Below are 24136 nucleotides of genomic sequence, written 5' to 3'. Positions count from 1 at the left end.
CGCTGATCGCACTGGCGCGCAAGCGTACGAAGCACTAGATGAAACCCGCGCCGCGCACCGGCGCAAGCATTTGGAGTCGCAATTATGGGTGGCCTTTCGCTCTGGCACTGGATCATCGTCCTTCTGGTCGTGCTGATCCTGTTCGGCCGTGGCCGCATTTCCGATATCATGGGTGATTTCGGCAAGGGCATCAAAAGCTTCAAGGAAGGCATCAACGAGGAAAGCGGCACTCGCCCGGCGCCGCCGCCTGCCGCGCCTGTGCCTCCGGCCCAGATCCCGCCTTATTCGGCCGCCGCAGAGCAGCCGCCGGCAGTCACGCCAACGCCCGCGCCCGTTCCCGGCGAGACGAAGACCGGCGTCTGAGCCGCTTGCGCGCGTCCTGATTTAGGCGGACCTGGATAGACATGCTGGACGTTGGCGGATCCGAACTGCTGTTGATCGTGATCGTGGCGATCGTGGTCATCGGACCCAAGGACATGCCGATGGCCTTGCGCACCGCGGGCCGATGGATCGGCAAGATGCGGCGTGTCTCCAATCACTTCCGCGCCGGCCTTGACGCCATGGTGCGCGAGGCCGAGCTGGAGGAAATGGAGCGCAAGTGGCGCGAGGAAAACGAAGCCATCATGAAGGCGCACCCGCAGCTTCCCTCAGCCGAAGATATGGGGCCGCCGCCCACCTCTGCCGAAGCCGCGCTGGCTTCCCTGGAGCAGCAGCCCCACGATCCGAAGCGCACCGAGGCAGAGCCGCAACTGCCGTTGCCGCCGCCATGATCGGGCCTATCTCGCGGGTGGGACGATAAGCATGGCATTCCGCATCCAGGATATCGACGATAGCCAGGCCCCGTTGCTGGATCATCTGATCGAGCTGCGCGCCAGACTGGTGCGCGCGCTGCTGGCATTCGGCGTGGCGTTCGCTGTGTGCTTCTATTTCGCAGATCACATCTTCGCGTTCCTCGTCCGTCCGCTGACCGAGGCGTTTCCGCCGGGGCAGGGGGTGCTGATCTACACCAAGCTTTACGAGGCATTCTTCGTCGAAGTGAAAATCGCTATTTTCGCGGCGTTTTTCCTCAGCTTTCCCGTGATTGCCAACCAGATCTGGGCCTTCGTCGCGCCGGGTCTCTACGCCAAGGAGAAGCGGGCGTTCCTGCCGTTCCTGATTGCCACGCCGGTGCTGTTCACCATGGGCGCGGCGCTGGCGTATTATGTCGTGATGCCCACCGCGTTCCGTTTCTTCCTGACGTTCGAGGGGCAGAAAGGCGGTCTGCGGCTGGAGGCTTTGCCCGGCACTGGCGACTATCTGGCGCTGGTCATGCAATTCATTCTGGCCTTCGGCATCAGCTTCCTGCTGCCGGTGTTGTTGATGCTGCTGAACCGGGCCGGCATCATCACGCGCGCGCAGACCGTTGCTGCGCGGCGTTACGCGATCGTGGGCATCTTCATCGTCGCTGCCGTGGCAACGCCGCCGGACGTGATCTCGCAGCTGCTGCTGGCTATACCGTTGCTAATGCTATTCGAGGGGACGCTGATCCTGATGTGGTTCACCGAACGCCGCGCTGAGCGCGAGAAGGCGGCAGAGGGAGCGTCCGCCCAGGCGGCGGAGTAACATCGCGCCGCCTCATGCTATCCCGTCATAGGCGGGCACACCATTTTGCGTTCGGGTCTAGCGGGCTTTTCCGCTTGTCAGCGGCTTCGCCACGCCGCGCGCTGCGCTCCAGGCTTGCTGGCCGTTGATCCAGGTCTCCACCACCTTGGTCTGGCGCAGCGCTTCTGGCGCAGCGGTCGCCACATCGCGGTCGACGAACAGGAAATCGGCCTTCATGCCACGCGCCAGCCGGCCCAGCCGATCCTCGGCAAACATCGCATAAGCCGCGCCGCTGGTGTAAGCGGCCAAGGCCTGTCCCAGCGTCAGCTTCTCCTGCGGTTGCCAGCCGCCCACGGGCTGACCGTCAGCGCCTTGCCGACTGATTGCGACCGCCAGGCCGACGAACGGCGCGGGCGGTTCGACCGGAGTGTCTGAGCCGAAGGCCAGCGGTGCGCCGGTGGCGGCGATGGATTTCCAGGCATAGGCTCCCGCGAGCCGCGCTGGGCCCAGTCGGGCTTCGGCCATAGTGCGATCGCTCGCTTCATGCTGCGGCTGCATCGAGGCAACGATGCCATGCTGGCCGAAGCGGACGACATCGGCGGGGGCGACGACCTGGGCATGTTCGATCCGCCAGCGACGATCGCCCTTGTAGGTCTGCGAAAGCTGGTCGATCGTGTCGAGCACAGTCTCGTTCGCCTTGTCGCCGATGGCGTGGACCGCGACCTGGAAGTTGTCGATCGCGGCGCGGCTCATCAGGTTGCCCAGTTGCGTCTCGTTCATGCGGGGCAGGCCGCTGGTCTCGGGCGCATCGGCGTAGGGCGCTTTCAGCCATGCCCCGCGCGAACCCAGCGCACCATCAAGGTAAAGCTTCACGCCCTGGATCTTCAGCCGATCGCCATAGAGCCAGCCGCCCGGGCCAGAGCCGCCGATCAGCGCCATATCGTCCGTCCCCCGGGCATAAGAGACGATGCGGACCCGCAAGTTGCCAGCATCGCCCGCGCGGCGATAAGCTTGCCAATCCTGGATCGTGGTTCCCATGTCGGCCAGAGCGGTGACGCCTTGCTTCAGGAATTCCAGCTGGGCCTCGCCGAACGCGGTGTCGCGATCTGACGGGCGGGGCTGGGGCACCTTGGCGGCCACGAGATCTTGCGCCGCATCGACCAGCACGCCTGCGGGCCTGCGCGAACCGGCGGCACGCTCGATCCGGCCGCCAGCCGGGTCCGCGGTGCTATCCGTGACACCGGCGGCGGCGAGTGCGGCAGAGTTGACCCATGCAGCGTGGCCGTCCACGCGGGAAAGATAGGCGGGCTTGCCTCCGGTCACGCGGTCCAGCTCGGCGGCGGTGGGCATGCGGTCGAGCCCCCAGTTCGCCTGGTTCCAGCCATTACCCTCGATCCAGGAGCGATCCGGATGCGCCTGCACATAGGCGCGGACCTGGACCAGCGCCTCCTCCAGCGATCGCGCGCCAGACAGGTCCAGCGTCATCTTGGCAAAGCCGGTGTCCATGATGTGGACATGGGCATCGATCATGCCGGGCACCACGTAGCGCCCCTTGCCGTCCACCTTGTAGGCGACCTTCTTCGGGCGCTTCTCCTTGTCGTGATAGACGGCCGAGATATTGCCCTGATCATCGATCAGCAGCCCGGTGAAGCGCTCAAGCCCGCCTTTGCCATCCGGCGTCAGCCCGATGACGTTATCGACCAGAACGTCCGCGTGGGCCGACAATGCCACAGCGAGGAGCGGTAAGGCAATCGTCGTCGAAAGCCAGCGGCTGAGGGCAGGGCGGCGACAACGAGATGAGGCTGGCATAACTTCCTTTCGAAACCCGCCCCGGGTGCACGCAGGTGGGCGAGGTGCGAACGCGCGGCGCGCGCTGTGGCTGCACGAAACGTGATGGGCCAGCGTGTCTAGCGCTGCGAGTTGCGCAAGAACAAGCGGGCTTGCGTAACGGGCCAGCCGATGGGTCTTAGCCGACCGAGCAGCCGCCGTTCATCGCCAGACCGTCTTTGCCCGACGCTTCGCCGCCCACGCTGCGCGGATTGCTGGCAGCGACGGCGATCAGGCGATCCTGTTCGCCCTCCGCCATCCGGGTCCAGCCGCCGCGAGCCAGTGTCTCCAGCGGGCGATATCTCACCTTGTATTGCATGCGCGGCGACCCTTCGACCCAATAGCCCAGGTAAACGTAGGCCAAGCCCATGTCGGCCGCGCGGCGAATGTGATCGAGGATGATGAAATTGCCCAGGCCCTGGCGGGCGGGATGATCGGGATCGTAGAAGCTGTAGATCATCGATAGGCCATCGCACTGCTTGTCCGTCAGGCAGGCCCCCACCAGTCGGCCCAGCGATACGCCGTCCGCCGAAGGTTCGCGATATTCGATGATGTAGCTGGTGACCGGCGTGTGCTCCACCATGTCGGCGAAATCCACCTCGTCCATGCTGGTCATGCCCCCTTCGGGATGCCGCACACCAAGGTACTTTTGCAAAAGCTCGAACTGCTCGCTGGTGGACCAGGGCCGGCAGACGGTGGCCACGAGATCGTTGTTGCGCTTCAGGTTGCGCTTTTGCGTGGAAGAAGGCGAGAATTCGCCTGCGACCACGCGGACCGAGATGCAGGCCTGGCAATCGAGGCACGAGGGGCGGTACGCTACCGTCTGGCTGCGGCGAAAGCCGATGCGGCCCAGCGCATCATTTAGCGAATCGGCGTGCGGGCCCTTCAACTCGGTGAAGACCTTGCGTTCGCTGCGGCCGGGCAAATACGGGCACGGCGCGGGGCTGGTCACAAAGAAACGTGGAAACCGAACCGGTGCCGTCACCTTTGAGTGCCTCTTCCTTCTAGAGCCATGCGACCTTGAGCCATTCGACCCCGCGTGCAGTCGATATGCCTACCGACGCGGGGTGTTGAAAGTGTCTTAACCACAAAAGCGCGGCAGCCATCGTAAAATTTGTGCAGCGTTGAACCTTTAGCGTATCGGCCGTCCCGTTTCGGGCAAGGCTGGCGAGTGATCGATCACGCGCCCTGTGCCGTCAGCAGCGTCAGTCCGCCGTCGATCGTGACCGTTGTACCGGTGATATAGTCCGCCGTGGGAGAGAGGAGGAACACCACCAGATCGGCTACTTCCTCCGCCTTGCCGGCGCGGCCCCAGGGGATGATCGCCTCCTTGCGTTTGCGTTCCGCAGCGTCGTCCAGGGCGGACTGGTTCATCGGTGTCAGGATCATGCCGGGCGCGACGCCGTTCACCGCGATGCGATTGGGAGCCAGTTCCAGCGCCAGCGTGGCGGTCAACTGGGCCAGACCGCCCTTGGCGCTGTCATAATCCGCGCCGCCCGCACGCGGGGCGCGTTCATGGATGGAGGACATGTTGACGATGCGCCCGCCGGATTTCTGACCCTCCAGTCCGCGCACGAAGCGCCGGCAGGTGAGAAACGGGCCGTAAAGGTCCGCCCGCAGCACGCGATCGAACTGGTCAAGCTCCATCCGGGCGATCGGCGTGCCCGACATGTTAAGCCCGGCGCAATTGACCAGCAGCCCGATGGGCCCGAACGCTTTTTCGGCCTCCGCGAAGAGACGATTCACATCGTCCTCGTGCCCCACGTTCGCTTTCACCGCGATCGCCTTGCCGCCGCCGTCGCGGATGGTGGCGACGATTGCGTCAGCCTCATCCTCGCTGGAGAGGTAAGTGATGGCGACGTTCGCGCCTGCTTTGGCCAGAGCCAGTGCGCAGGCCTTGCCGATACCGGAACTGCCGCCGGTGACGATGGCGCTTTGATTCGAAAGGTCCATGAAAGGCGCAACGTGCCGGGCGGCTCCCGGTTTCGCGCCGGTCGATTATCCCGGTCGCTGCGAACGCCCAGGCCGCCTGCCAGAGATGGTCATCACCTCATAGGTATAACCCGCTGCATCCAAATCCATCAGCAGCGGTTCAAGCGCATGCTTGTCTCGGATTTCGTATTCGATCTCCACCTCACTGCCCTTAGCAGACAGGACACCGAAGATGCGCTGATGCTGCACCTCGATGATGTTGGCATCGTTGCGCGTGAAGATTTCCGCGATCTTCGCAAGTTCGCCCACCTTGTCGTTCAGGAGGATCGCCAACCGCCCGATGCGTCCCGAGCGGGCGAGGTTGCGAAGGATGACGTTCGCCAGAAAACGCGGGTCGATGTTGCCGCCGGTCAGGATGACACCGATCTTGCGCCCAGCGAACTCAGGCCGGAAGGTACCGTTCTTTAGCGGCAGCAGCGTGGCCAGGCCGACCGCGCCTGCGCCTTCGACAACGGTCTTCTCGATATCCAGCAGCAGCGAGATCGCTTCCTCGATTCGCGTTTCGGAGACGATCCGCACCTCGTCGACATGTTCGGCCACGGCGGCGCGGGTAAGAAGGCCCGGCTCCTTCACCGCGATGCCTTCTGCGATCGTGTCGCCACCACCCGCCACCGGCTCGTTGCGCTTGAGCAGGTACATCGCGGGATACTGGTTGGACTGGACGCCGACGATGCGGATATCCGGCTTCAAGCCCTTGGCCGCTACTGCCACGCCCGAGATCAGTCCGCCGCCGCCGACCGGCACCACGATCGTATCGAGCTGCGGCACGTCCTCCAGCATCTCCAGCCCGACGGTGCCTTGCCCGGCCATGATCTCGCGATCGTCGAACGGATGGACGAAGATCAGTCCGCGTTCTTCCTTGATGCGGCAGGCGATGGCGTAGGCCTCGTCGAAGGTATCGCCATCCAGCACCACTTCCGCGCCGTGCCCGCGCGTTTGCTGCACTTTCACGATCGGCGTGGATTTGGGCATCACGATAGTGACGGGGATGCCCAGCCGCCCTGCGTGATAGGCCAGTCCTTGCGCGTGATTGCCCGCCGAGGCCGCAATCACACCACGCGTCTTCACGTCGGGCGGCAGGGTCAGCAGCTTGTTGAGCGCGCCGCGTTCCTTGTACGCGGCGGTAAACTGCAGGTTCTCGAACTTCAGCCACACGTCCGCGCCGACGATGCGGCTCAGCGTTTTGCTGTGCAGCGTGGGGGTGCGGACCACCGCGCCCGAAATTCGCATCGCCGCCGCCCGTACGTCATCGAGCGTGAGCGCGGCCTCGCCAAGAGTATCTTGAGCGGACGGCGCGGCGATTTCCTGAAGCTGCTGGTCCATGGCTCTGCGCGGTACCGGAATTGACGCGGATTGGAAAGCATTCGGGCCATCGCCAGCCCGCAACCAGTTTGCTTTCGCCGCGAATGCGCTAGAGATGGTTAGCATGAGCGATGCCAAGAACGTTTCCGTCATCGGCCTGGGCGTCATGGGCGGCGCGATCGCGCGGCACATCGGCGAGGCAGGCCATGCGCTGACGATCTTCAACCGCTCGCCCAGTCGCATCGAATCATGGCGCGCGGTGAATTCGGCTCTCGACGCGCGCGTCGCGACCAGTCCGGCGGACGCTGCCGAGGGCGCGGACATCGTGATCACTTGCGTGGGCAATGACGACGATCTGGCCGATGTCGTGCTGGGCCCGCGCGGCGTGTTTCGATCCTTGCGCAAGGGCGGCGTCTTCGTTGATCACACTACGGTTTCGGCGCGGATCGCCCGGCAGATCTCGGTCGAGGCGAGGGACTTGCAAGTCCACTGTATCGACGCCCCGATGACGGGATCGCAGATCGGCGCAGAAAAAGGCACGCTGACGCTGATGTGCGGCGGCCGCAAGTCCGCGATCGAGGCGGCGCGCCCGGTGATGGAGGCCTATTCCCAGCGGATCGTCCACGTCGGCAAGGCAGGGGCGGGCCAGACCGCGAAGATGGCCAACCAGATCTGCATCGCCGGCATCGTGGCCAGCCTGGCCGAAGCGGTGCGCTTCGCCCAGGCCTCCCACCTCGACATGGATCGGGTTTACGAGGCGATCTCCGGCGGGGCGGCGCAATCGTGGCAGATGGACAACCGCTGGAAGACGATGAACGCCGACGAGTTCGACTTCGGCTTCGCGATCGACTGGATGCGCAAGGACCTAGGCCTTGCGATGGACGAAGGCCGGGGGCTTGGCGTTTCCCTGCCGATGACGGCGCTGATCAATCAGTTCTACGCTGATGTGCAGGCGCTGGGCGGCGGGCGGCTGGATACCAGCGCCATCATCAAGCGGCTTCCGCGCAAGGGGATCAAATAGACAAGATTAAATAGGCAGGGGAGTGCTCGCGTCCTGAATCCTGTGCGCCACGCCTGGACACTACGCCGCCTTTCGTGCGTTTGTGCGCGGATGGCAGGGGGACGCCGCATTTCAAAGTCGCTGCGGCGGCTACAGACAGGCTGCGGACGATGATCCGCCGCCGCCGCGCCGCCGTGCCTGCTACCGCCGAATATCAGTTCGCCGCGCATGAGCGGCCGACGATGCCCGGCTCGCCCGCCAACCCGGCCCATCCCGGAGGCCGGCGCATCGCCTACTTCGCGATCGGCATCCTCATCGGCATCACCGGTGGCCTGGGCAACGCGCTGGTGGGCGTGAACCTGAACTTTGCGCAAGGGACGCTGGGCCTCGACAGTGACCAGGCGGCAATGCTGACCGCGGTCTATCTAATGACCAACACCACGGCGAACCTTCTGCTGGTGAAGTACCGCCAGCAGTTCGGCTTGCAGCCGTTCATCCGCTACATGCTGCCGATCTATGCGGCGGCCACGATGCTGCATCTGGTGGCGCACGGCTTCTGGTCGTCGATCGCGGTGCGTGCCGCTAGCGGCTTTTCTGCGTCCGCCATGTCGACGCTGACGCTGCTTTACATCATGCAGAGCATGTCGGCCCCGAAGCGGCTGGCCGGGGTGATGATGGGTATTTCGGTGCCGCAGCTGGCGATGCCGCTGGCGCGCGCGCTATCGCCCGGCCTGCTGGTGAGCGGCGATTGGCATATGCTCTACTGGTGCGAACTGGGTCTGACGCTGGCGTCGCTAGCCGCGATCATGAGCTTGCCGCTGCCGCCGAGCGAACGCACAAAGTCTTTCGAGAGAGGCGATTTCCTGACCTTCGCGCTGCTGGCGCCGGGGCTGTGGCTGCTGATCGCGGTGTTGACCGAAGGCCGGATCGAATGGTGGACCGAGCGGGCATGGATGGGCTGGGGCCTGGCGGCCAGCCTCGTCCTTGTCGGAACGGCGCTGCTGATTGAGACTCGCCGTGCCAACCCCCTGATCAACGTGCGCTGGCTAGGCACGCGTGAGATGATGCGCCTGATCCTGGTTGCCATCGCGGTGCGTATCCTGCTGTCAGAGCAGGCTTTCGGATCGGTCGGCCTGTTGACGGCGCTGGGTATGATCAACGACCAGATGGTGACGCTGAACATCGTTATCATCATCGCTTCGATCGCGGGGATCGTCACCGCGGTGTTCTCGTTCGATCCGGCCGATCCCAGCCGCGCGATCACGCTGGCCGTGCTGCTGATCGCGCTGGGCGCGTTCATGGACGCGAGCGCCACCAGCCTCTCGCGGCCCAGCAGTTTCTATCTCAGCCAGGCGCTGATCGGCTTTGCCTCGATGCTGTTCCTGGCCCATGCCATGGTGATCGGCATATCGCGGACCCTGCTGGCGGGGCCCAAGCATTTCGTCAGCTTCGTGGTGCTGTTTGGCCTTAGCCAGAGCCTGGGCGGCATCGCCGGTACGGCGCTGCTGGGCACCTTTCAGATCGTGCGGGAGAAGTTCCACTCGCACGAACTGGTCCAGTCGATCGTGCTGACCGATCCGCTCGTGGCCGCGCGCGTACGGGGCACCAGTGCCAGCGTCGCCAACGTCATTGGCGATCCTACTCTCACCAATGCCGAAGGCGCCGCGCTGCTGGCCCGCACCGTCAGCCGCGAAGCGAACGTGTTGGCCTTTAACGATGTGTTCCTGCTGATTGGAGTTTTGGCGATCTTGACCTTCTTGTGGAGCCTGTCGATCAGGGCGAGCATCCGCCGCCGTGGAGAGACTTCGCCCGTGATCCAGTTGCAGCAACGCTCGCAGGCCGCAGCAGCGGCGGCGGCTGAGGAAAGCACCCGCTAATGGCCGAGGAACAGCGCGATGCCGACGCCGCCACTCTCGCGGCCGATGCCCCTTCCGGTGTCCCCACGGCGGCCGAATTGCCGCCCGAGACGCCCGAGCCCACCGGCTGGCGCCCGCCCGCCCGAACCGGGATCACGCTCGTGGCGATCATCGCGATCGGCATCGCGGCGGTATTTTCCATTCTCTACGCTTGGCAGTTGCCGCCGTTCGCGGGCTGGGCGCAGGAGACGGACAACGCTTATGTGCGCGGCAAGGTGACCGTGATCGCGCCGCAGGTGAACGGCTATATCACCGCGGTGCCGGTGCAGGATTTCCAGACCGTGAAGCGCGGGCAAGTGCTGGCCACCATCGATGACCGGATCTACGCCGCGCGAGTGGCGCAAGCCAAGGCGAACGTTTCTGCGCAACTGGCTTCGCTCGCCAATTCGCAGCAGACCGAGCGTTCACGCCAGGCGGCGCTGGCCGGTCAAGCCGCCGGCGTGGCCAGCGCGCAAGCCCAAGAAGCGCGCGCCGAGGCCGACATGCGCCGCGCCCAGGCGCTGGTTTCCGACGGTTCGATCTCCGCGCGGGAGTTCGATCAGACGCGCGCGGCGCTGCTTGCGGCCCAGGCGGCAGTTCGGCAGGCGCAGGCGCAGCAAGGCGTCGGCCAGCAGGACGTGCAATCCGTCATCGTCGGGCGCGGCGGGCTGGAGGCGGGCGTCGAGAATGCCCGCGCTGCCCTGCGTCTTGCTCAGATCGATCTCGACAACACGCGTATCCGAGCGCCGACGGATGGCCGCTTGTCGGAAGTGGGCGTGCGGCAGGGGGCCTATGTCACGTCCGGCACGCAATTGATGTTTCTGGTGCCGCATGACTTGTGGGTGATCGCCAACTTCAAGGAGGGGCAGACCCACGCGATGCGGATCGGGCAGGCGGTGACCTTCAAGGTCGATGCGCTGAACGGAGCCCGGTTGCGTGGCCGGATCCAGAGCGTCTCACCAGCTGCGGGATCGGAGTTCGCGGTGCTGAAATCGGACAATGCCACCGGCAATTTCGTCAAGGTGGCGCAGCGTATCGCAGTGCGTATTCGCATCGAGCCTGGCCAAGCGGCAGCGCAGCGGCTGCGACCCGGCATGTCGGTGGAAGTGCGCGTGGCGACCGGCGAGTGAGACAGGCCCTTGCCCTCGCGCTGTCGGGTGTGCTGACGGGCGGGCTTGCTGCCTGCACGGGGCCACGCGTCGAGACGGTCGCGGTAGAGCCGGTCACGCCGCCGTCCGGCTGGCGTACGCCGCTGGCTGCGCAAGCCACGCTGGAGGCGCAGTGGTGGCAGGGCTTCGGCGATCCGAAGTTGTCGCTCGTCGTCGAGCGCGCGCTGGAGCGAAACCCGGATATCGCGATCGCGGCGGGCCGGGTGCGTGAAGCGCGCGCGGCGGAGTTGAACGCTCGCGCCGCGCTGCTGCCGATGCTGGATGCGTCGGTCGGGGTCAGCCAGGCGCGAACTGTCAATGCTTTCGGACAGCCCAGCGAGTCTACGGGCGCGCAGCCGCAGGTCCAGGCCGCTTGGGAGATCGATCTGTTCGGTCGCCTGGCGGACAGCCGCGCAGCCGCACGGGCGCAGTGGATCGCCAGCCAGGCCGCGCGCGATGCGGTGCGGCTATCGGTCGCCTCTACCGCCGCGAGCGGCTACGTCACGCTTCTCGCGCTGGACGGTCGGCTGAAGGTAACGCGAGAAACTCTGGCCGCGCGATCCGATTCGCTGCGACTGATCCGCCGGCGGGTGGAAGCGGGCTACTCACCCAAGCTGGAATTGGAGCAGGCGGAGGCGGACTATCAGGCCGCCGCACGTCTGATCCCTGCCGCGCGAGAGGCTATCGTGCGCCAGGAGAATGCGTTGCAGCTGCTGACCGGCGATTTACCCGGTCCCGTGACGCGGGGGGCCTCGCTCGATGCCCTGCTTACCGCTCCGGTTCCGGAAGGTCTGCCATCGCAGTTGCTGGCGCGGCGGCCCGATGTGGCGCAAGCGGAAGCCAGCTTGGTCGCCACGGACCGCTCGCTGGCGGCGGCGCGCAAGCGTTTCCTGCCCAGCGTGCGGCTGACGGGCGCGGGCGGTCTGGCGATCTCGTCTCTGTTGGGAGACCCGATCACGATCTGGTCGATTGGCGGCAGCGTGCTGGCACCGCTGTTCCAGGGCGGGCGGTTGCAGGCCGGCGTGGAAAGCGCGGCGGCGCAGCGCGACCAAGCGGCGGAAACTTATCGCCGCGCCGCGCTGACCGCCTTTCGCGAGGTGGATGACGCACTGGCCGGGGTGGTGAGCGCGGATGAGCAGTTGCGTATCAATCGCGCGCAGCGAGCGGCCCTGGCGGAAAGCTACCGCCTCGCGCGCAACCGCTATCGCGCGGGCTACTCGCCTTTCCTGGAGCAATTGGACGCCCAGCGTGGGCTGCTGTCAGCCGAACTGTCTCTGGTACAGGCGCGCAGCGATGCGTTAAACGCCCGCGTCACCCTCTACCGCGCGCTTGGCGGTGGATGGACTGAAACGCAACTGCTCGAAACGCTGCACGGAGTAGGCCGCCGGGAGTAATACCAGGTCTTAGAAGACCGGATCGTATCCCGGAGGCAGGTCTGTGGAAACGCTGCTGACGCCGCCGACGTGGATGCCGCACTCAGTCTTGTCCCAGCCCTTCCACCGGCCGGACCGGGCATCCTCGCCCGGCGCGACCTTGCTGGTGCAGGGCGAGCAGCCGATCGAAGGATAGCCTTCCGCCACCAGCGGGTGCGGGGGCAGATCATGCGCGGCGACGTAGGCAGCGATGTCCTCCGCCGACCAGTCGATCAGTGGGTTGATCTTCAAGCGGCCTTGAGCGTCAGTCTTGTCGATCTCGAAGCGGGGCAGGCTGGAGCGCGTGGCCGCCTGGAACGCCTTTCGCCCGGTGATGGTGGCGTCAAACTGCGCTAGCGCCTTTGCCAAAGGCTTCACCTTGCGGATTTCGCAGCAGCCGTCAGGATCGTAGGACCAGCGCAGGCCCGTCTCATCGCGCTTGGCAATGTCATTCGCATCGGGGGTGAGATTGCGAACGTCGGTCAACCCAAGCCGGGCGATCAGGGCATCGCGATAAGCCAGCGTTTCTGGGAAGTGCTTGCCGGTATCGAGGAACAGCACCGGTACGGTGGGATCGATGCGACTGACCAGATGCAGCAGTACCGCGCTTTCCGCGCCGAAACTGGAGACGATCGCCACATCGCCGGCCATTTGTTCACGTAGCAGGGTTTCCAGCATCTCGACAGTGTCGGTGCCGCGAAACAGGCCGTTCAGCCGCAGCGCATCCGCCTCGTTGAAGCGTGCCGACGTGTCCAGCCGATCGCGAATACGATCGGCGCTTTGCGGCTCCAGCTTGGCTTCGATATCCTTGAACATGATGTCGATCCCGAATGGCCCGTGAAATCGACACGGGCTTTTCTAGTCACGTTCACATGGGTTGCGGAGCAGCCAGAGTCGACGAAGAAAAAGGAACACCGGGTTTAGCGGGATTTTCTGCTAATTGGCGGTAGAGATTTCTCGTCGGTGCCACTGCGTTATTTCACAACGGCGGCAACGACGCAGTGAAACCTCCAAACGGGTTCTCGGTGAGGGATGTTCGGAAGGGCTGTCGAAGGCATACCCAACCTAAACATAGCGGGCTTCCAGGCCCACTCTGCTTTAGCCGTAACGCTTGGCCCAGATCGGCTGACGGCCGTCGGCTGTGGCTTGATACACGTCCGCCCAGCGATCGAACGCGGCCTGGGCATCGGCAGGATTGAGCGGTTTTTCAGGCGCATAGGCGTCGAAGCCGCAGCGCTTCAGGTGGCTCAGCATGTCGATCACGACATCACCCACCGCGCGGATTTCGCCGGTGAAGCCGGCTTCGCGCAAAACGCGCGCGGAGGAATAACCGCGCCCGTCGGTCCAGGCGGGAAAATTCACCTCTATCAGCCGCAGGCGATCGAGATGGGGCAGCAGTTCGCGCGCATCATCGCCCGGCTCGACCCGCACGGCGGTGGCGTTGGTCTGGTCGGCAAAGGAGCCGACTGTAACTGCAGGGTCGGATACCGGCTCGTCATCGCGGAAACGGAACTGAACATCAGACATGGAGCGACTTCCGGAACGGACGAGCGGGACGGGTGGGATCGGGCCACTTAGCCATAGAGCGCCTCCTTGAACGGAGCCATGCCGATGCGGCGATAAGTATCGAGGAAGCGCTCCTCGCCTTCACGCTGGGCCAAGTACACTTCTGTCGCCTTTTCCACCGCGCCGACGATGCCGTCCTCGTCGAAGCCGGGGCCGGTGATCTGGCCCAGCGAGGTATCCGCGCCTTCCGATCCGCCCAGAAGGAGCTGGTAATTCTCCTTGCCCTTGCGGTCGACGCCCAGGATGCCGATGTGCCCGGCGTGGTGATGGCCACAGGCGTTGATGCAGCCCGAGATCTTCAGCTTCAGCTCGCCCAGCTCGGCCTGCTTTTCGGCAAACCGCTCGGAGATCTTCTGCGCCACCGGGATCGAACGTGCGTTGGCCAGGCTGCAATAGTCCAGGCCGGGGCAAGCGATGATATCGCCGATGGTGTCGAGGTTGGCGGTGCCCAGATCCGCGGCGTCCAGCTTCTGCCAGATCGTATAGAGATCGGCCTTGCGGATATGCGGGAAAACGATGTTCTGCGCGTGCGTGACGCGCAGCTCGTCAAAGCTGTAGTCCCGCGCGATCTCGGCCATCAGGCGGATCTGGTCGGCGGTGGCATCGCCTGGGATGCCGCCCACAGGCTTCAGGCTGACCGTGGCGATCACGTAGCCCGCCTGCTTGTGGCTTTGCGTGTTGCGCTCCACCCACAGGCGGAAGTCGGGGTCGGACAGGTCCAGATCGTCGGACAGGCCGGTCTCGAACGCAGGGTCGCCGAAGTATTGCTTAATCCGATCGAGCTCGGCGATCGGCGGCTCGATGCCCTGGCTCAGCAGGTGCTGGAACTCTTCTTCGACCTGGCGGGTATATTCGTCCTTGCCCAGTTCATGGACCAGGATCTTGATCCGCGCCTTATACTTGTTGTCGCGACGGCCGTAGCGGTTGTACACCCGCAGGCACGCCTCCGAGTACGTGATCAACTGATCCAACGGCACGAAGTCACGGATCATCGGCGCGATCATGGGTGTACGGCCCATGCCGCCGCCCACGTAGAACTGCGCGCCGATCTCTCCAGCGGAACTGCGCACCATCTGGATGCCGATATCGTGCAGCTTCATCGCGGCGCGGTCGGTGTCGCTGGCGATGACGCAGATCTTGAACTTGCGCGGCAAGGTCAGAAATTCGGGGTGGAAGCTGGACCACTGACGCAGCAGCTCTGCGTAAGGACGGGGGTCGATCAGCTCGTCCGCGGCGGCACCGGCGTACTGGTCGGAGCTGATGTTGCGGATGCAGTTGCCGCTGGTCTGGATGGCATGCATCTCAACGCCGGCCAGATCGGCCAGCAGGTCGGGGGTGTCCTCCAGCTTGATCCAGTTGTACTGGATGTTCTGGCGCGTCGTGAAGTGGCCGTAGCCGCGATCGTACTTGTCTGCGATGTCGCCCAGCAGCCGCATCTGTGCGCTGCTGAGCGTGCCATAGGGCACCGCTACGCGCAGCATGTAGGCATGCAGCTGCAAATAGAGGCCGTTCTGCAGGCGCAACGGGCGGAATTGCTCTTCCGTCAGCTCGCCGGACAGGCGGCGGCGCACCTGATCGCGGAATTCCTCGACGCGGGTGTCGACCATCTGCTGGTCGTATTGATCATACTTGTACATATCAGATCACCCAGTTGAGGGCTGAAGGATCGGCGGGCTTGAGCGTCAGGTCGGGGCGGACCGTGGGGCCGAGCGCGCGAATACGGTCCTTGATGTGCGCGGGGCGCACACCGTCGGCCGTCTTTTCGCCGTCGATGACGTAGGCGGCGAACACGTTCTGGGCCGCTTCCTCACGCGCGATGAGGTTCGCGCCCTGGTCGGCCACGTCGGCGGCGTCATTGACATGGAGCGACCAGCCTTGGCCATCCCACCAGATGACGGCGCCGCTCTTCAGGTCGTTGCCGGTCAGGATCTTCACTGTGCTGCCTCCAGCGCGATCGCGCGCACGGTTGTATCTTGTTCCGCCGCCACATCGCCGATGACGATCAATGCGGGACTACGGACGCGATGCCCCTGCACCAGGTCGGGCAATCCCGCAAGCGGTCCGCGCAAAACGCGCATCGCGGAACGGGTCGCATTCTCGATTACCGCCACCGGAGTTTCCGGTGCGAGGCCGTCCGCCATCAGCTTTTCCGCGATCTGCGCCGCCGTGGCGAGGCCCATGAAAATGACCAGCGTGCGATCCTTGCCGGCGAGGCCAGCCCAGTTCTGCTCGCTCAAGCCCTTGCATTGTCCGGCGACGAAGCTGACGATCGAGGCACTGGTGCGGTGCGTCAGCGGGATTTGGGCAGCGGCCGAAGCGCCCAGGGCAGACGTGATGCCGGGCACCACCTGCACCGGCACGCCGGCGGCGCGGCATGCCTCCGCTTCCTCTCCACCGCGACCGAAGATGAAAGGATCGCCGCCTTTCAGCCGTACGACATCCTGCCCGGCCAGAGCCTCTCGCACGAGGAGGGCGTTGATATCTTCCTGCTTCATAGTGTGATTGGAGCGGGCCTTTGCGACCGAAACCAGTCGGGCACCGCCGCGCGTCATCGCCAGGATTTCGGGCGAGACGAGGCCGTCATGCACGATCAGTCCAGCCGACATCAGCAAACGCGCGGCGCGCAAGGTCAGGAGATCGGGGTCGCCCGGCCCGGCGCCCACCAAGTGGACAGTGCCGACGCGGGGTTCGGATGGAGTGCTTGCCATGATCGCGCCCATGCCCCGATCGCTCGACCGGGGCCAGCCATATTGGCTTAAGCGGTCTGTAGGTGGGCTTTAGGGGTTGCCCCTCTCCCCTTTTCGAGGAGGGGGCAAACCTGTTACTTGGGTGAAAGGACCATCAGCATCTGGCGGCCTTCCATGCGCGGGTAGGCCTCCACTTTCGCCGTCTCGGCCACATCGGCCTGAACACGGCGCAGCAAGTCCATGCCCAACTGCTGGTGAGAAAGCTCACGACCACGAAAACGCAGTGTCACCTTCACCTTGTCACCATCATCGATGAAGCGCGCAACGTTGCGCATCTTCACGTCATAATCGTGATCGTCAATATTGGGACGCATCTTGATCTCTTTGATCTCCTGCGTCTTTTGCGACTTGCGGGCGAGGTTGGCCTTCTTCTGCGCTTCGTAGCGGAACTTGCCGACATCAAGGAACTTGCACACCGGCGGATCGGCGTTCGGCGAAACTTCTACCAGGTCGAGGCCTACCGCCGCCGCCTGTTCGATCGCCTCACGCGTGTACAACACGCCCAGGTTCTCACCGTTTTCATCGATCACACGGACTTTGTCTGACTGGATCAGATTGTTGTAGCGCGGTCCGCTCTTGACCGGTGGCGCCATGCTGCGCCGGGGTGGGGGTGCTATATGCGTTCTCCTGAGTCGTTTACACGTTATGGTGGAATGCGCGCCAATACTGCGAATTTGACGTGCAAGCAAAGTGCGAAATGGCGCGTCCAGTTCCCGCGCAGCTGTTTCTTCGATTTTGCTGACCGCAATATGGGGTGTCAGGCCGCCGCGCGCCAGAGGGGATACTGCACGAGACGACCTTTTGCGGGCAAAATCGCGTCGATCGTTCTGGCCGGTTGCATCGCCGCCAGGATCTCCGTCGAGCCGGCATCCATCCCCCCGGTCAAGGCCCCGAACGCGGGCAGGATCATCCGCCGTTCGCTCGCCACGGCGCAAGGGCGGGAAATGCGGCGGCCGCGCGTGGCGATCATCAGCTTGGGATGGAAATGGCCCGACAATTCCGGCGCGATTTCCCCAGGATAGGCCTTGTGGCGAAGGATCAGGCCGCTCAATTTGGCTTCTTCGACCACATCGCCGCCCGCCGCCTTTTCCAGCGAGGGATCGTGGTTGCCGGTGATCCAGACCCACTCCACCGCCCGGGTCAGCGCCGCCAGCATGCCGGCGGCGTGTGGCTCAAGCCGGCCGAAGCCGCCATCATCATGGAAATTATCGCCCAGGGCATAGACGCGGCGGGCGCCGCTTTCGCGGATGGCAAGCGCCAGCCGTTCCAGCGTTTCCCGGCTGTCGTAAGGAGGCAGCAACTGCCCAGCGCGGGCGAAGAAGCTGGCCTTTTCTAGATGCAGGTCCGCGACCAGCAGCGCCTGTTCACGCGGCCAGTAAAGCGCACGGCCGACCAGCCGCATCTCCTCGCCACAGAACGAAAAGGGAACCATGCAGCGCCCTTGCCGCAACCGCCATGATTTGGCAAGCGCCCCTGATGACCGACTGGACACCCTTCACCGCCCGCGCCCGTACCTGGTTCGAGCACTTGCGCGATGCGATCTGCGCCGAGTTCGAAGCGATTGAGCGCGAGGTCGGCAGCGAGGCCACTTTCGAATATACCCCGTGGAAGCGCGAGGCGCTGGAAGGTGAGGCGGGGGACACCGGCGGCGGCACGCGCGGTGTTATGAAAGGCAAGGCCTTTGAAAAGGTCGGCGTGAACGTCTCCACCGTGGGTGGTGGTTTCGCCAAGGACTTCGCGGCCAGCGTCCACGGTGCCAGTGCCGAGAACAATGCGTTCACCGCCACCGGCATCAGCCTTGTGGCGCACATGGCGAACCCGCATGTTCCGGCGGTCCATATGAACACCCGTTTTCTTACGACGACCAAAGCCTGGTTCGGCGGCGGCGCGGACCTCAATCCGCCGATCCCGTATGATGAGGATACGGCCGAATTCCACGCCGCGTTCAAGGCCGCGTGCGATCTTGGCGCGCCCGGGTCTTATGATCGCTACAAGGCCTGGGCGGATGAATACTTCTATATCCCCCATCGCGGCGTGCACCGCGGCGTGGGCGGGATCTTCTATGACCACCGTGAGTGCGCGGATGAAGCGCAGTGGAAGGCGAACTTCGCCTTTACAAAGGCGGTGGGCGAAGCGTTCCTGGCGGTTTTTCCGCGCATCGTGCGGCGTCGCCTGGGCATGGCCTGGTCTCCGGCCGATAAAGCGCGGCAGCTGGAATGGCGGGGACGTTACGCCGAATTCAACCTAGTGTACGATCGCGGCACGCTGTTCGGCCTCAAGACCGGCGGGAACATCGACGCGATCCTGATGAGTTTGCCGCCCGAAGCCACCTGGAGCTGAGGTGAGTTCCGATGGAGAGGCCAAACTCCGGACTGTCACATAACCTGCTTTGACTTGGGCATATCAGCCGCTAATCCTGATGCCCAAGGGCATTGAGGGCGGGTATGAAGCACAGGGGCACGTTCACTTCGGCTATGGCGGCGCTGGCCCTGTTGTCCGGGTGCGGCGGGGGCGGGGATGGCGGTTCCTTCAGCTCTGGCGGCACCGCCAGCCCGGCGCCATCGCCCAGTCCTTCACCCAGTCCGACGCCGACTCCCTCCGCGGCCTGCTCTCTTGCCTCGCGCCAGCAATGGGCGCTGGGGCAGCTCAACGAGTGGTACCTGTTTCCAGGCGATCTGGCGCAGGGCCTCAACCCAGCCAGCTTCAGCGATCTCAATGATTACGTCGATGCTCTGGTGGCACCTGCGCGCGCCAAGCGGCAGGATCGCTTTTTCACGCACGTGACGTCGATCAAGGAAGAGGACGCTTTCTATTCCAGCGGCACCTCGGCCGGGTTCGGCGTGCAGTTCCAGGCCTATTCCGATCCCAAGCTGTTTGTGGTGGACGCCTACGAAGGTGCGCCGGGCCTGTCGGCGGGTCTCGATCGCGGAACGGAAATCCTGGCGATCGGCACCAGCAACAGCAATCTTCGCACGATACCCGATCTGGTGAAGGCGGGCGGATGGGACGCGGTGTCCGATGCCTTGGGCCCAGATACCGACGGCACCGGGCGCGTCCTGCAGATCCGTCAGCCGAACTCTGCGGTGATCACTATTTCGATCATCAAGCGTCCGTTCGATATTCCGCCGATCTCCTCGCGCTTCGGCATCAGGATCATCGACGATGGTGGCCGCAAGGTGGGCTACATCAACTTGCGGACTTTCGTTGGCCCTGCTGACCGTGCGCTGCGCGAAGCTTTTTCCAATTTCAAGGCGCAAGGGGTCACCGAAGTGATCGTGGACTTGCGCTATAACGGCGGCGGCCTGATCTCTGTGGCGAACCTGTTCAGCGAATTGCTGAACGCCCAACGCGCCGGCCAAGTGCTGAGTTACGAAACGTTCCGGCCTTCCAAGGCGAGCCAGAACGTCACCAATATCATCGGTTCGCAACCGCAGGCGATCGCCGCCACGAAGGTTGCGTTCATCGGCACACGGCGCACCGCGTCCGCCAGCGAGCTGGTGATCAACGCGCAACGTCCGTTCCTGGGCAACAACGTCGCGCTGATCGGTGACAACACCTTTGGCAAGCCGGTAGGACAGATCGCTCTCGACCGTTCGGAATGCGACGACCGCTTGCGCGCCGTCGCCCTGAAAACTGAGAACTCCGCGCGGCAGGGTGAGTATTATTCTGGCCTCGCCAGCCAGATGGCGGTCACCTGCCAGGCGGGCGATGATATCTTCCGGTCGTTGGGCGATCCGCAGGAGCAATCCATCAGCGCCGCGCTAGGCTTCCTGGCGGGGCGTTCCTGCACCCCGATTTCCAGCACCGCCAGTGCCTCTGCCACAGCCGGTTCGGGCATGCACCTGCTGCGTCCTGCCAAGCCGAACGCGGCGCAGCTGGACGTGCCCGGCCTGTTCTAGGCAACGGGGCAGCCTCCGGAGGATCGCGCCAGCGCACATAACCCTTGCCGCCGTGGGGAAAAATGCCACATGGTGGTACGGGAATGCTGCGCCAGTACGAACTTGTCGAACGTGTCCTTGAGTATGCGCCAGAGGCCGACGAGGCCCTGCTGAACCGCGCCTATGTTTATACCGTGCAGAAGCACGGCAGCCAGAAGCGCGCCAGCGGCGATCCCTATTTCAGCCACCCGATAGAGGTGGCCGGCCTGATGACCGAGCTGAAGCTGGATCAGCAGACCATCATCACTGCGCTGCTGCACGATACCGTCGAGGACACGCTCGTCACCGTGGAGGAGATCGAGCAAAAGTTCGGCCCCGAAGTGGCCCGTCTGGTCGATGGCGTCACCAAGCTCTCCAAGATCGAGGCCATGCCCGAGAATGAGCGGGCGGCGGAGAACTTGCGCAAGTTCCTGCTGGCGATGAGCGAGGACCTGCGTGTCCTGCTGGTCAAGCTGGCGGATCGGCTGCACAACATGCGCACGCTCCACTTCATCAAGAGTGAAGACAAGCGCCGCCGTATTGCGCGTGAGACCATGGATATCTACGCGCCTCTGGCCGAGCGCGTGGGCATGTACGAATACATGCGTGAAATGCAGTTGCTGGCGTTCGAGCAGCTGGAGCCCGAGGCCTACGCCATCATCACCGGTCGCCTGGCGCAGATCCGCAACCAGGAAGGCGGGCAGGTGGACGCCATCGCGTTCGCCGTTCGCCAGGCGCTGGCCGAGGCGGGACTTGTCGTCGAAGTGGCGGGCCGGGAAAAGCACCCTTATTCGATCTGGCGCAAGATGAGCGAGCGCCATGTTACGTTCGAACAGATCACTGACATCATGGCGTTTCGCGTCCTGGTGGACACGCCAGGGGATTGCTACAGGGCGCTCGGCATCCTGCACCAGACCTGGCAGATGATCCCAGGGCGATTCAAGGACTACATCTCAACGCCCAAGAACAACGGCTACAAATCGCTGCACACGGCTTTGATCTACGAAAATTCGATGCGCATGGAGGTGCAGATTCGCACCCATGAGATGCACCGCACCAACGAGTTCGGTCTGGCAGCGCACTGGGCCTACAAGCAGGGTGGAGACAAGCCTGGCAGCGCCATCAGGCCTGACGGCCAGGTCGGCTGGCTGCGCGATCTGATCGAGATCGTCGATGCCAGCCACGATGCCGAAGAACTGTTGGAGCATACCAAGCTGGCGATCTACGCCGATCGCATCTTCGCCTTTACGCCCAAGGGTGCGCTGCACCAGTTGCCCAAGGGTTCGACCGCGGTGGATTTCGCCTATGCGGTCCACACCAAGCTGGGTAACTCCGCAGTGGGGGCGAAGATCAACGGTCGCCTCGTGCCGCTGCGAACGCGCCTGGCCAACGGGGACGTCGTGGAAGTCGTGCGCAGCACGCATACCGAGCCACAGCTGGCGTGGCTGGGCTTTGTCGTGACCGGCAAGGCACGTGCTGCCATCCGCCGCGCCGTGCGCGCCAAGGAGCGGCAGGAAATCGCCGCCATCGGCTCGACCTTGCTGGACGAGATTATCTCGCGCCTGCCTGGCAAGATCGGCAAGAAGGCGATCTCGGCCGGCGTCGGTCGCCTTGGCCTGCGGGACGAGGAGGAACTGATGGTCGCCATCGGCTCAGCCCGCCTGACGGACCGGCAGGTGATGGAAGCGATATGCCCCGGCAGCACCGCGGAACTGCCCGAGGACATCGATTGGCCGGTGCAGGAGCAGGCGATCTCGATCAAGGGCCTCACGCCCGGCATGGGTTTCCATTTGGCCGAGTGCTGCCACCCGGTGCCGGGTGATCGCATCGTCGGCCTGCGCCGCTCCGATCAGAAGGTGGAAGTGCACACCATCGATTGCATGACGCTGGCCAGCGGCGTCGATGCCGATTGGCTGGACGTATCATGGGGAGAGCGCACCACCGGTGCAATCGGACGCCTGCGCCTGGTGCTATACAATCGCCCCGGCACGTTGGCGGAAGTCACCGATATTCTGGCGCGCAACCGCGCCAACGTGGTCAACCTGCAGATGGTCCAGCGCGATGAGCCATTCGGCACGTACGAGGTGGATATGGAGGTGTCTGACTTGGCGCACCTGACACGCATCATCGGCTCCCTGCGCGCCAGCGACGCCGTCTCCGAAGCTCAGCGCATTTAGGGATTCCACTGCGGCGGGATGTCTTACGAGCTTAGACAAGCCCCCGCTCGGATCGAGCGAAGTCGAGACACCGGTTGCGCAGCCAAGGCCTCCGGGCGGACTTCAAAACCGGACGATCAGCGCCGTTTTTTCACCGACGCCACCTCCGGCACTGCCACACGTCGCACTGGCACCGGTACGTTGCACACATCCACCCCGCCGGCCGGCTGCACATAGAATGCATCCTGCCGGTTCGCGCGCGCCTGTACATATGTCGCGAAACTGGGACTGGTGGTTGAAAGATACTCAAACCCGGGCAAGTCCGGCACATCGCTCCCACGCCGGATCGAGACGATGCGCGCGCGCTCCTCCGCCTTTTCATAGAAGCCCAGATCGCCCGTTCCGCGTGGAAGTGAAGAGAGATGCTCCATGCCTTCGATCACGCGGCCCACCACGGCAATATTGCGGTCCAGCTGGCGCGGCGCCTGGCCGATCACGGCATATAGCTCCGCCCCGCTACCCGTATCGGGCGAATTCTCGCGGCCCACGCCGACCGTGCCGTAGCAATGCGCCGGCCAGCTACGCGCCCCCCGCACCGCCACCGGCCAGCCCGCCACGAAGCCGGCGCTATCGGCATAGGCGTCCTTTATCGCGTCGGTGGTGAAGTAGCCTAGCGACTGCGGGGGGCAGATTTCGGCAAAGCGTCCGCACTCGCCCGGCTTACCCGCCACGTAGTCCGCCGGCGGCATTTTCTGGAGGTGCGAGGGCAGCGCGCGCGCCAGCGCCGGCTCAGCCGCGTCCGGATCACCCCACTGCACGACGTAGTTGTCTTGAACCCGGACGATGGCCAACCCGTCCCACCAATGCTGCGCGGCCAGCAACCGAATGTTCGAAACCCAGCCTTGCGAGTATGGCGGCCCGATTAACTGGATCACGACCCGCTGAAGTGCAATCGCAGGCGCAACCGGCCCGGTCACTACGATATCCCGCGGTGTAATGCTGTCCCGCTGGGCAACCGGCGAAGACGGAGCGGCGACGGCCTCCCCTCCCTTTGGTTTTTCCACAGATGCCGCTTCGGGCGCAGCTTCTTGTAGCGGCACGGCAACAGCGGGGGAAAGCTCCAGGATAAGCAGATCCTCCGCCGGAATCGCGATCCACTCGCCCGGCTGCGCCTCTGCAACCACCTGCGCGGGCGTCTTTGAGGCCAGTGCCGGCTTCAAGCCGCCATCAGACCCTGCCTCCGCAAGGGCGGAAAAGCCCACGCCACCCCCGATCGTGAGGAGCCCGCAACCCAACATCATGACCCGTCGAACCATAATCGCTCGATGCCACGCCCGCACGTCTTGCGTAACCCCCCGCCGCACGCTAGGGGCCCCCTTCCAGTGCACGCGGAGCGGTGGCCGAGTGGTCGAAGGCGCTCGCCTGGAAAGTGAGTATACGCCAAAAGCGTATCGAGGGTTCGAATCCCTCCCGCTCCGCCAGCTGCTCTTGTAAGGCATTGATATCGCTGGGATTTGTCCGTTACCGCCACGATCAACCAACATGCCAACCAACATCTTGCTCTTGGTCTGGTAATAATGGAGGCAGCACCCC

The 24136-nt window shown here is 64.3% G+C and carries 22 protein-coding genes and 1 tRNA gene; 11 read left to right on the top strand and 12 right to left on the bottom strand.

Annotation, left to right across the window (positions count from 1 at the left end; genetic code table 11):
- Positions 1–84 precede the first annotated feature (84 nt).
- The 3 genes from ACHWRX_RS11535 to tatC are packed head-to-tail and all read left to right on the top strand — an operon-like array spanning position 85 to position 1602.
- Positions 85–363, top strand: a complete 279-nt coding sequence (locus ACHWRX_RS11535; RefSeq protein WP_394659322.1) for a twin-arginine translocase TatA/TatE family subunit — start codon at positions 85–87, stop codon at positions 361–363.
- 41 nt (positions 364–404) lie between these two features.
- Positions 405–770: a Sec-independent protein translocase protein TatB gene (tatB, locus tag ACHWRX_RS11530; RefSeq protein ID WP_394659321.1), complete on the top strand. Its 366-nt coding sequence runs from the start codon at positions 405–407 to the stop codon at positions 768–770.
- Positions 771–801: 31 nt separating this feature from the next.
- A complete protein-coding gene (gene tatC, locus ACHWRX_RS11525) occupies positions 802–1602 on the top strand; it encodes a twin-arginine translocase subunit TatC (RefSeq protein ID WP_058736536.1) in 801 nt (266 codons plus the stop codon).
- A gap of 57 nt (positions 1603–1659) precedes the next feature.
- Here the strand turns inward: tatC and ACHWRX_RS11520 are convergent, their stop codons facing one another.
- The 4 genes from ACHWRX_RS11520 to ACHWRX_RS11505 all read right to left on the bottom strand — a co-directional run bounded on the left by ACHWRX_RS11520 (position 1660) and on the right by ACHWRX_RS11505 (position 6723).
- A complete protein-coding gene (locus tag ACHWRX_RS11520; protein WP_394659320.1) occupies positions 1660–3390 on the bottom strand; it encodes an amidohydrolase in 1731 nt (576 codons plus the stop codon).
- Positions 3391–3547: 157 nt separating this feature from the next.
- Positions 3548–4393, bottom strand: coding sequence for an arginyltransferase (locus ACHWRX_RS11515; RefSeq protein ID WP_394659319.1), 846 nt, complete (start codon positions 4391–4393; stop codon positions 3548–3550).
- A gap of 194 nt (positions 4394–4587) precedes the next feature.
- On the bottom strand, positions 4588–5361 hold the full coding sequence (locus ACHWRX_RS11510) for a glucose 1-dehydrogenase (protein WP_288486568.1): 774 nt from the start codon (positions 5359–5361) through the stop codon (positions 4588–4590).
- 45 nt (positions 5362–5406) lie between these two features.
- Positions 5407–6723 carry a threonine ammonia-lyase gene (locus tag ACHWRX_RS11505; RefSeq protein ID WP_058736532.1) on the bottom strand — a complete coding sequence of 439 codons (1317 nt, stop codon included), beginning with the start codon at positions 6721–6723 and terminating at the stop codon, positions 5407–5409.
- A 103-nt stretch (positions 6724–6826) separates the two neighbouring features.
- On the opposite strand from ACHWRX_RS11505, the gene ACHWRX_RS11500 reads away from it, so the two are divergent.
- The 4 genes from ACHWRX_RS11500 to ACHWRX_RS11485 all read left to right on the top strand — a co-directional run bounded on the left by ACHWRX_RS11500 (position 6827) and on the right by ACHWRX_RS11485 (position 12139).
- The gene (locus ACHWRX_RS11500) at positions 6827–7723 is read left to right on the top strand and encodes an NAD(P)-dependent oxidoreductase (RefSeq protein ID WP_058736574.1); all 897 of its coding nucleotides are present in this window, start codon (positions 6827–6829) and stop codon (positions 7721–7723) included.
- A 149-nt stretch (positions 7724–7872) separates the two neighbouring features.
- Positions 7873–9579 (top strand): MFS transporter, encoded by a 1707-nt coding sequence (locus ACHWRX_RS11495; RefSeq protein ID WP_394659318.1) that lies wholly within the window; start codon positions 7873–7875, stop codon positions 9577–9579.
- Positions 9579–10727 (top strand): HlyD family secretion protein, encoded by a 1149-nt coding sequence (locus ACHWRX_RS11490; RefSeq protein ID WP_082667965.1) that lies wholly within the window; start codon positions 9579–9581, stop codon positions 10725–10727. The genes ACHWRX_RS11495 and ACHWRX_RS11490 overlap by 1 nt, the downstream gene beginning before the upstream one ends.
- On the top strand, positions 10724–12139 hold the full coding sequence (locus ACHWRX_RS11485) for an efflux transporter outer membrane subunit (RefSeq protein WP_394659317.1): 1416 nt from the start codon (positions 10724–10726) through the stop codon (positions 12137–12139). The genes ACHWRX_RS11490 and ACHWRX_RS11485 overlap by 4 nt, the downstream gene beginning before the upstream one ends.
- A 9-nt stretch (positions 12140–12148) precedes the next feature.
- Here ACHWRX_RS11485 and ACHWRX_RS11480 read toward each other — a convergent pair whose 3' ends face one another.
- From ACHWRX_RS11480 to pdeM, 7 genes are all read right to left on the bottom strand, one after another.
- A complete protein-coding gene (locus tag ACHWRX_RS11480) occupies positions 12149–12973 on the bottom strand; it encodes a phosphoadenylyl-sulfate reductase (protein ID WP_394659316.1) in 825 nt (274 codons plus the stop codon).
- A gap of 282 nt (positions 12974–13255) precedes the next feature.
- Positions 13256–13684 carry a DUF934 domain-containing protein gene (locus ACHWRX_RS11475; protein ID WP_394659315.1) on the bottom strand — a complete coding sequence of 143 codons (429 nt, stop codon included), beginning with the start codon at positions 13682–13684 and terminating at the stop codon, positions 13256–13258.
- 47 nt (positions 13685–13731) lie between these two features.
- The gene (locus ACHWRX_RS11470; protein ID WP_394659314.1) at positions 13732–15360 is read right to left on the bottom strand and encodes a nitrite/sulfite reductase; all 1629 of its coding nucleotides are present in this window, start codon (positions 15358–15360) and stop codon (positions 13732–13734) included.
- 1 nt (position 15361) lies between these two features.
- On the bottom strand, positions 15362–15658 hold the full coding sequence (locus tag ACHWRX_RS11465) for a DUF2849 domain-containing protein (RefSeq protein ID WP_058736526.1): 297 nt from the start codon (positions 15656–15658) through the stop codon (positions 15362–15364).
- A complete protein-coding gene (cobA, locus tag ACHWRX_RS11460) occupies positions 15655–16431 on the bottom strand; it encodes a uroporphyrinogen-III C-methyltransferase (protein ID WP_394659313.1) in 777 nt (258 codons plus the stop codon). Before cobA ends, ACHWRX_RS11465 begins: the two co-directional genes overlap by 4 nt.
- A 113-nt stretch (positions 16432–16544) precedes the next feature.
- Positions 16545–17063 carry a translation initiation factor IF-3 gene (infC, locus tag ACHWRX_RS11455; RefSeq protein ID WP_058736524.1) on the bottom strand — a complete coding sequence of 173 codons (519 nt, stop codon included), beginning with the start codon at positions 17061–17063 and terminating at the stop codon, positions 16545–16547.
- 164 nt (positions 17064–17227) lie between these two features.
- Positions 17228–17902 (bottom strand): ligase-associated DNA damage response endonuclease PdeM, encoded by a 675-nt coding sequence (gene pdeM, locus ACHWRX_RS11450; protein WP_394659312.1) that lies wholly within the window; start codon positions 17900–17902, stop codon positions 17228–17230.
- Between the two features lie 44 nt (positions 17903–17946).
- On the opposite strand from pdeM, the gene hemF reads away from it, so the two are divergent.
- The 3 genes from hemF (at position 17947) to ACHWRX_RS11435 (ending at position 22564) form a co-directional block, all read left to right on the top strand.
- Entirely contained in the window at positions 17947–18810 is an 864-nt protein-coding gene (gene hemF, locus ACHWRX_RS11445) for an oxygen-dependent coproporphyrinogen oxidase (protein ID WP_394659311.1), read from the top strand.
- A 104-nt stretch (positions 18811–18914) separates the two neighbouring features.
- On the top strand, positions 18915–20369 hold the full coding sequence (locus ACHWRX_RS11440; RefSeq protein WP_394659310.1) for a S41 family peptidase: 1455 nt from the start codon (positions 18915–18917) through the stop codon (positions 20367–20369).
- Positions 20370–20452: 83 nt separating this feature from the next.
- On the top strand, positions 20453–22564 hold the full coding sequence (locus tag ACHWRX_RS11435) for a RelA/SpoT family protein (RefSeq protein WP_394659338.1): 2112 nt from the start codon (positions 20453–20455) through the stop codon (positions 22562–22564).
- Between the two features lie 116 nt (positions 22565–22680).
- Here ACHWRX_RS11435 and ACHWRX_RS11430 read toward each other — a convergent pair whose 3' ends face one another.
- Positions 22681–23859: a peptidylprolyl isomerase gene (locus tag ACHWRX_RS11430; protein WP_394659309.1), complete on the bottom strand. Its 1179-nt coding sequence runs from the start codon at positions 23857–23859 to the stop codon at positions 22681–22683.
- Positions 23860–23933: 74 nt separating this feature from the next.
- Between ACHWRX_RS11430 and ACHWRX_RS11425 the strand changes: the two genes are divergently transcribed.
- Positions 23934–24024: transfer RNA gene (locus tag ACHWRX_RS11425), tRNA-Ser, on the top strand.
- Positions 24025–24136: the final 112 nt, after the last annotated feature.

The sequence above is a fragment of the uncultured Novosphingobium sp. genome (assembly GCF_964277725.1).
In the GTDB taxonomy this organism is placed as follows: Bacteria; Pseudomonadota; Alphaproteobacteria; order Sphingomonadales; family Sphingomonadaceae; genus Novosphingobium; species Novosphingobium fluoreni.
Note: the sequence above shows the minus strand (reverse complement) of the source record. Positions and strands in the feature narration are given on the sequence as shown.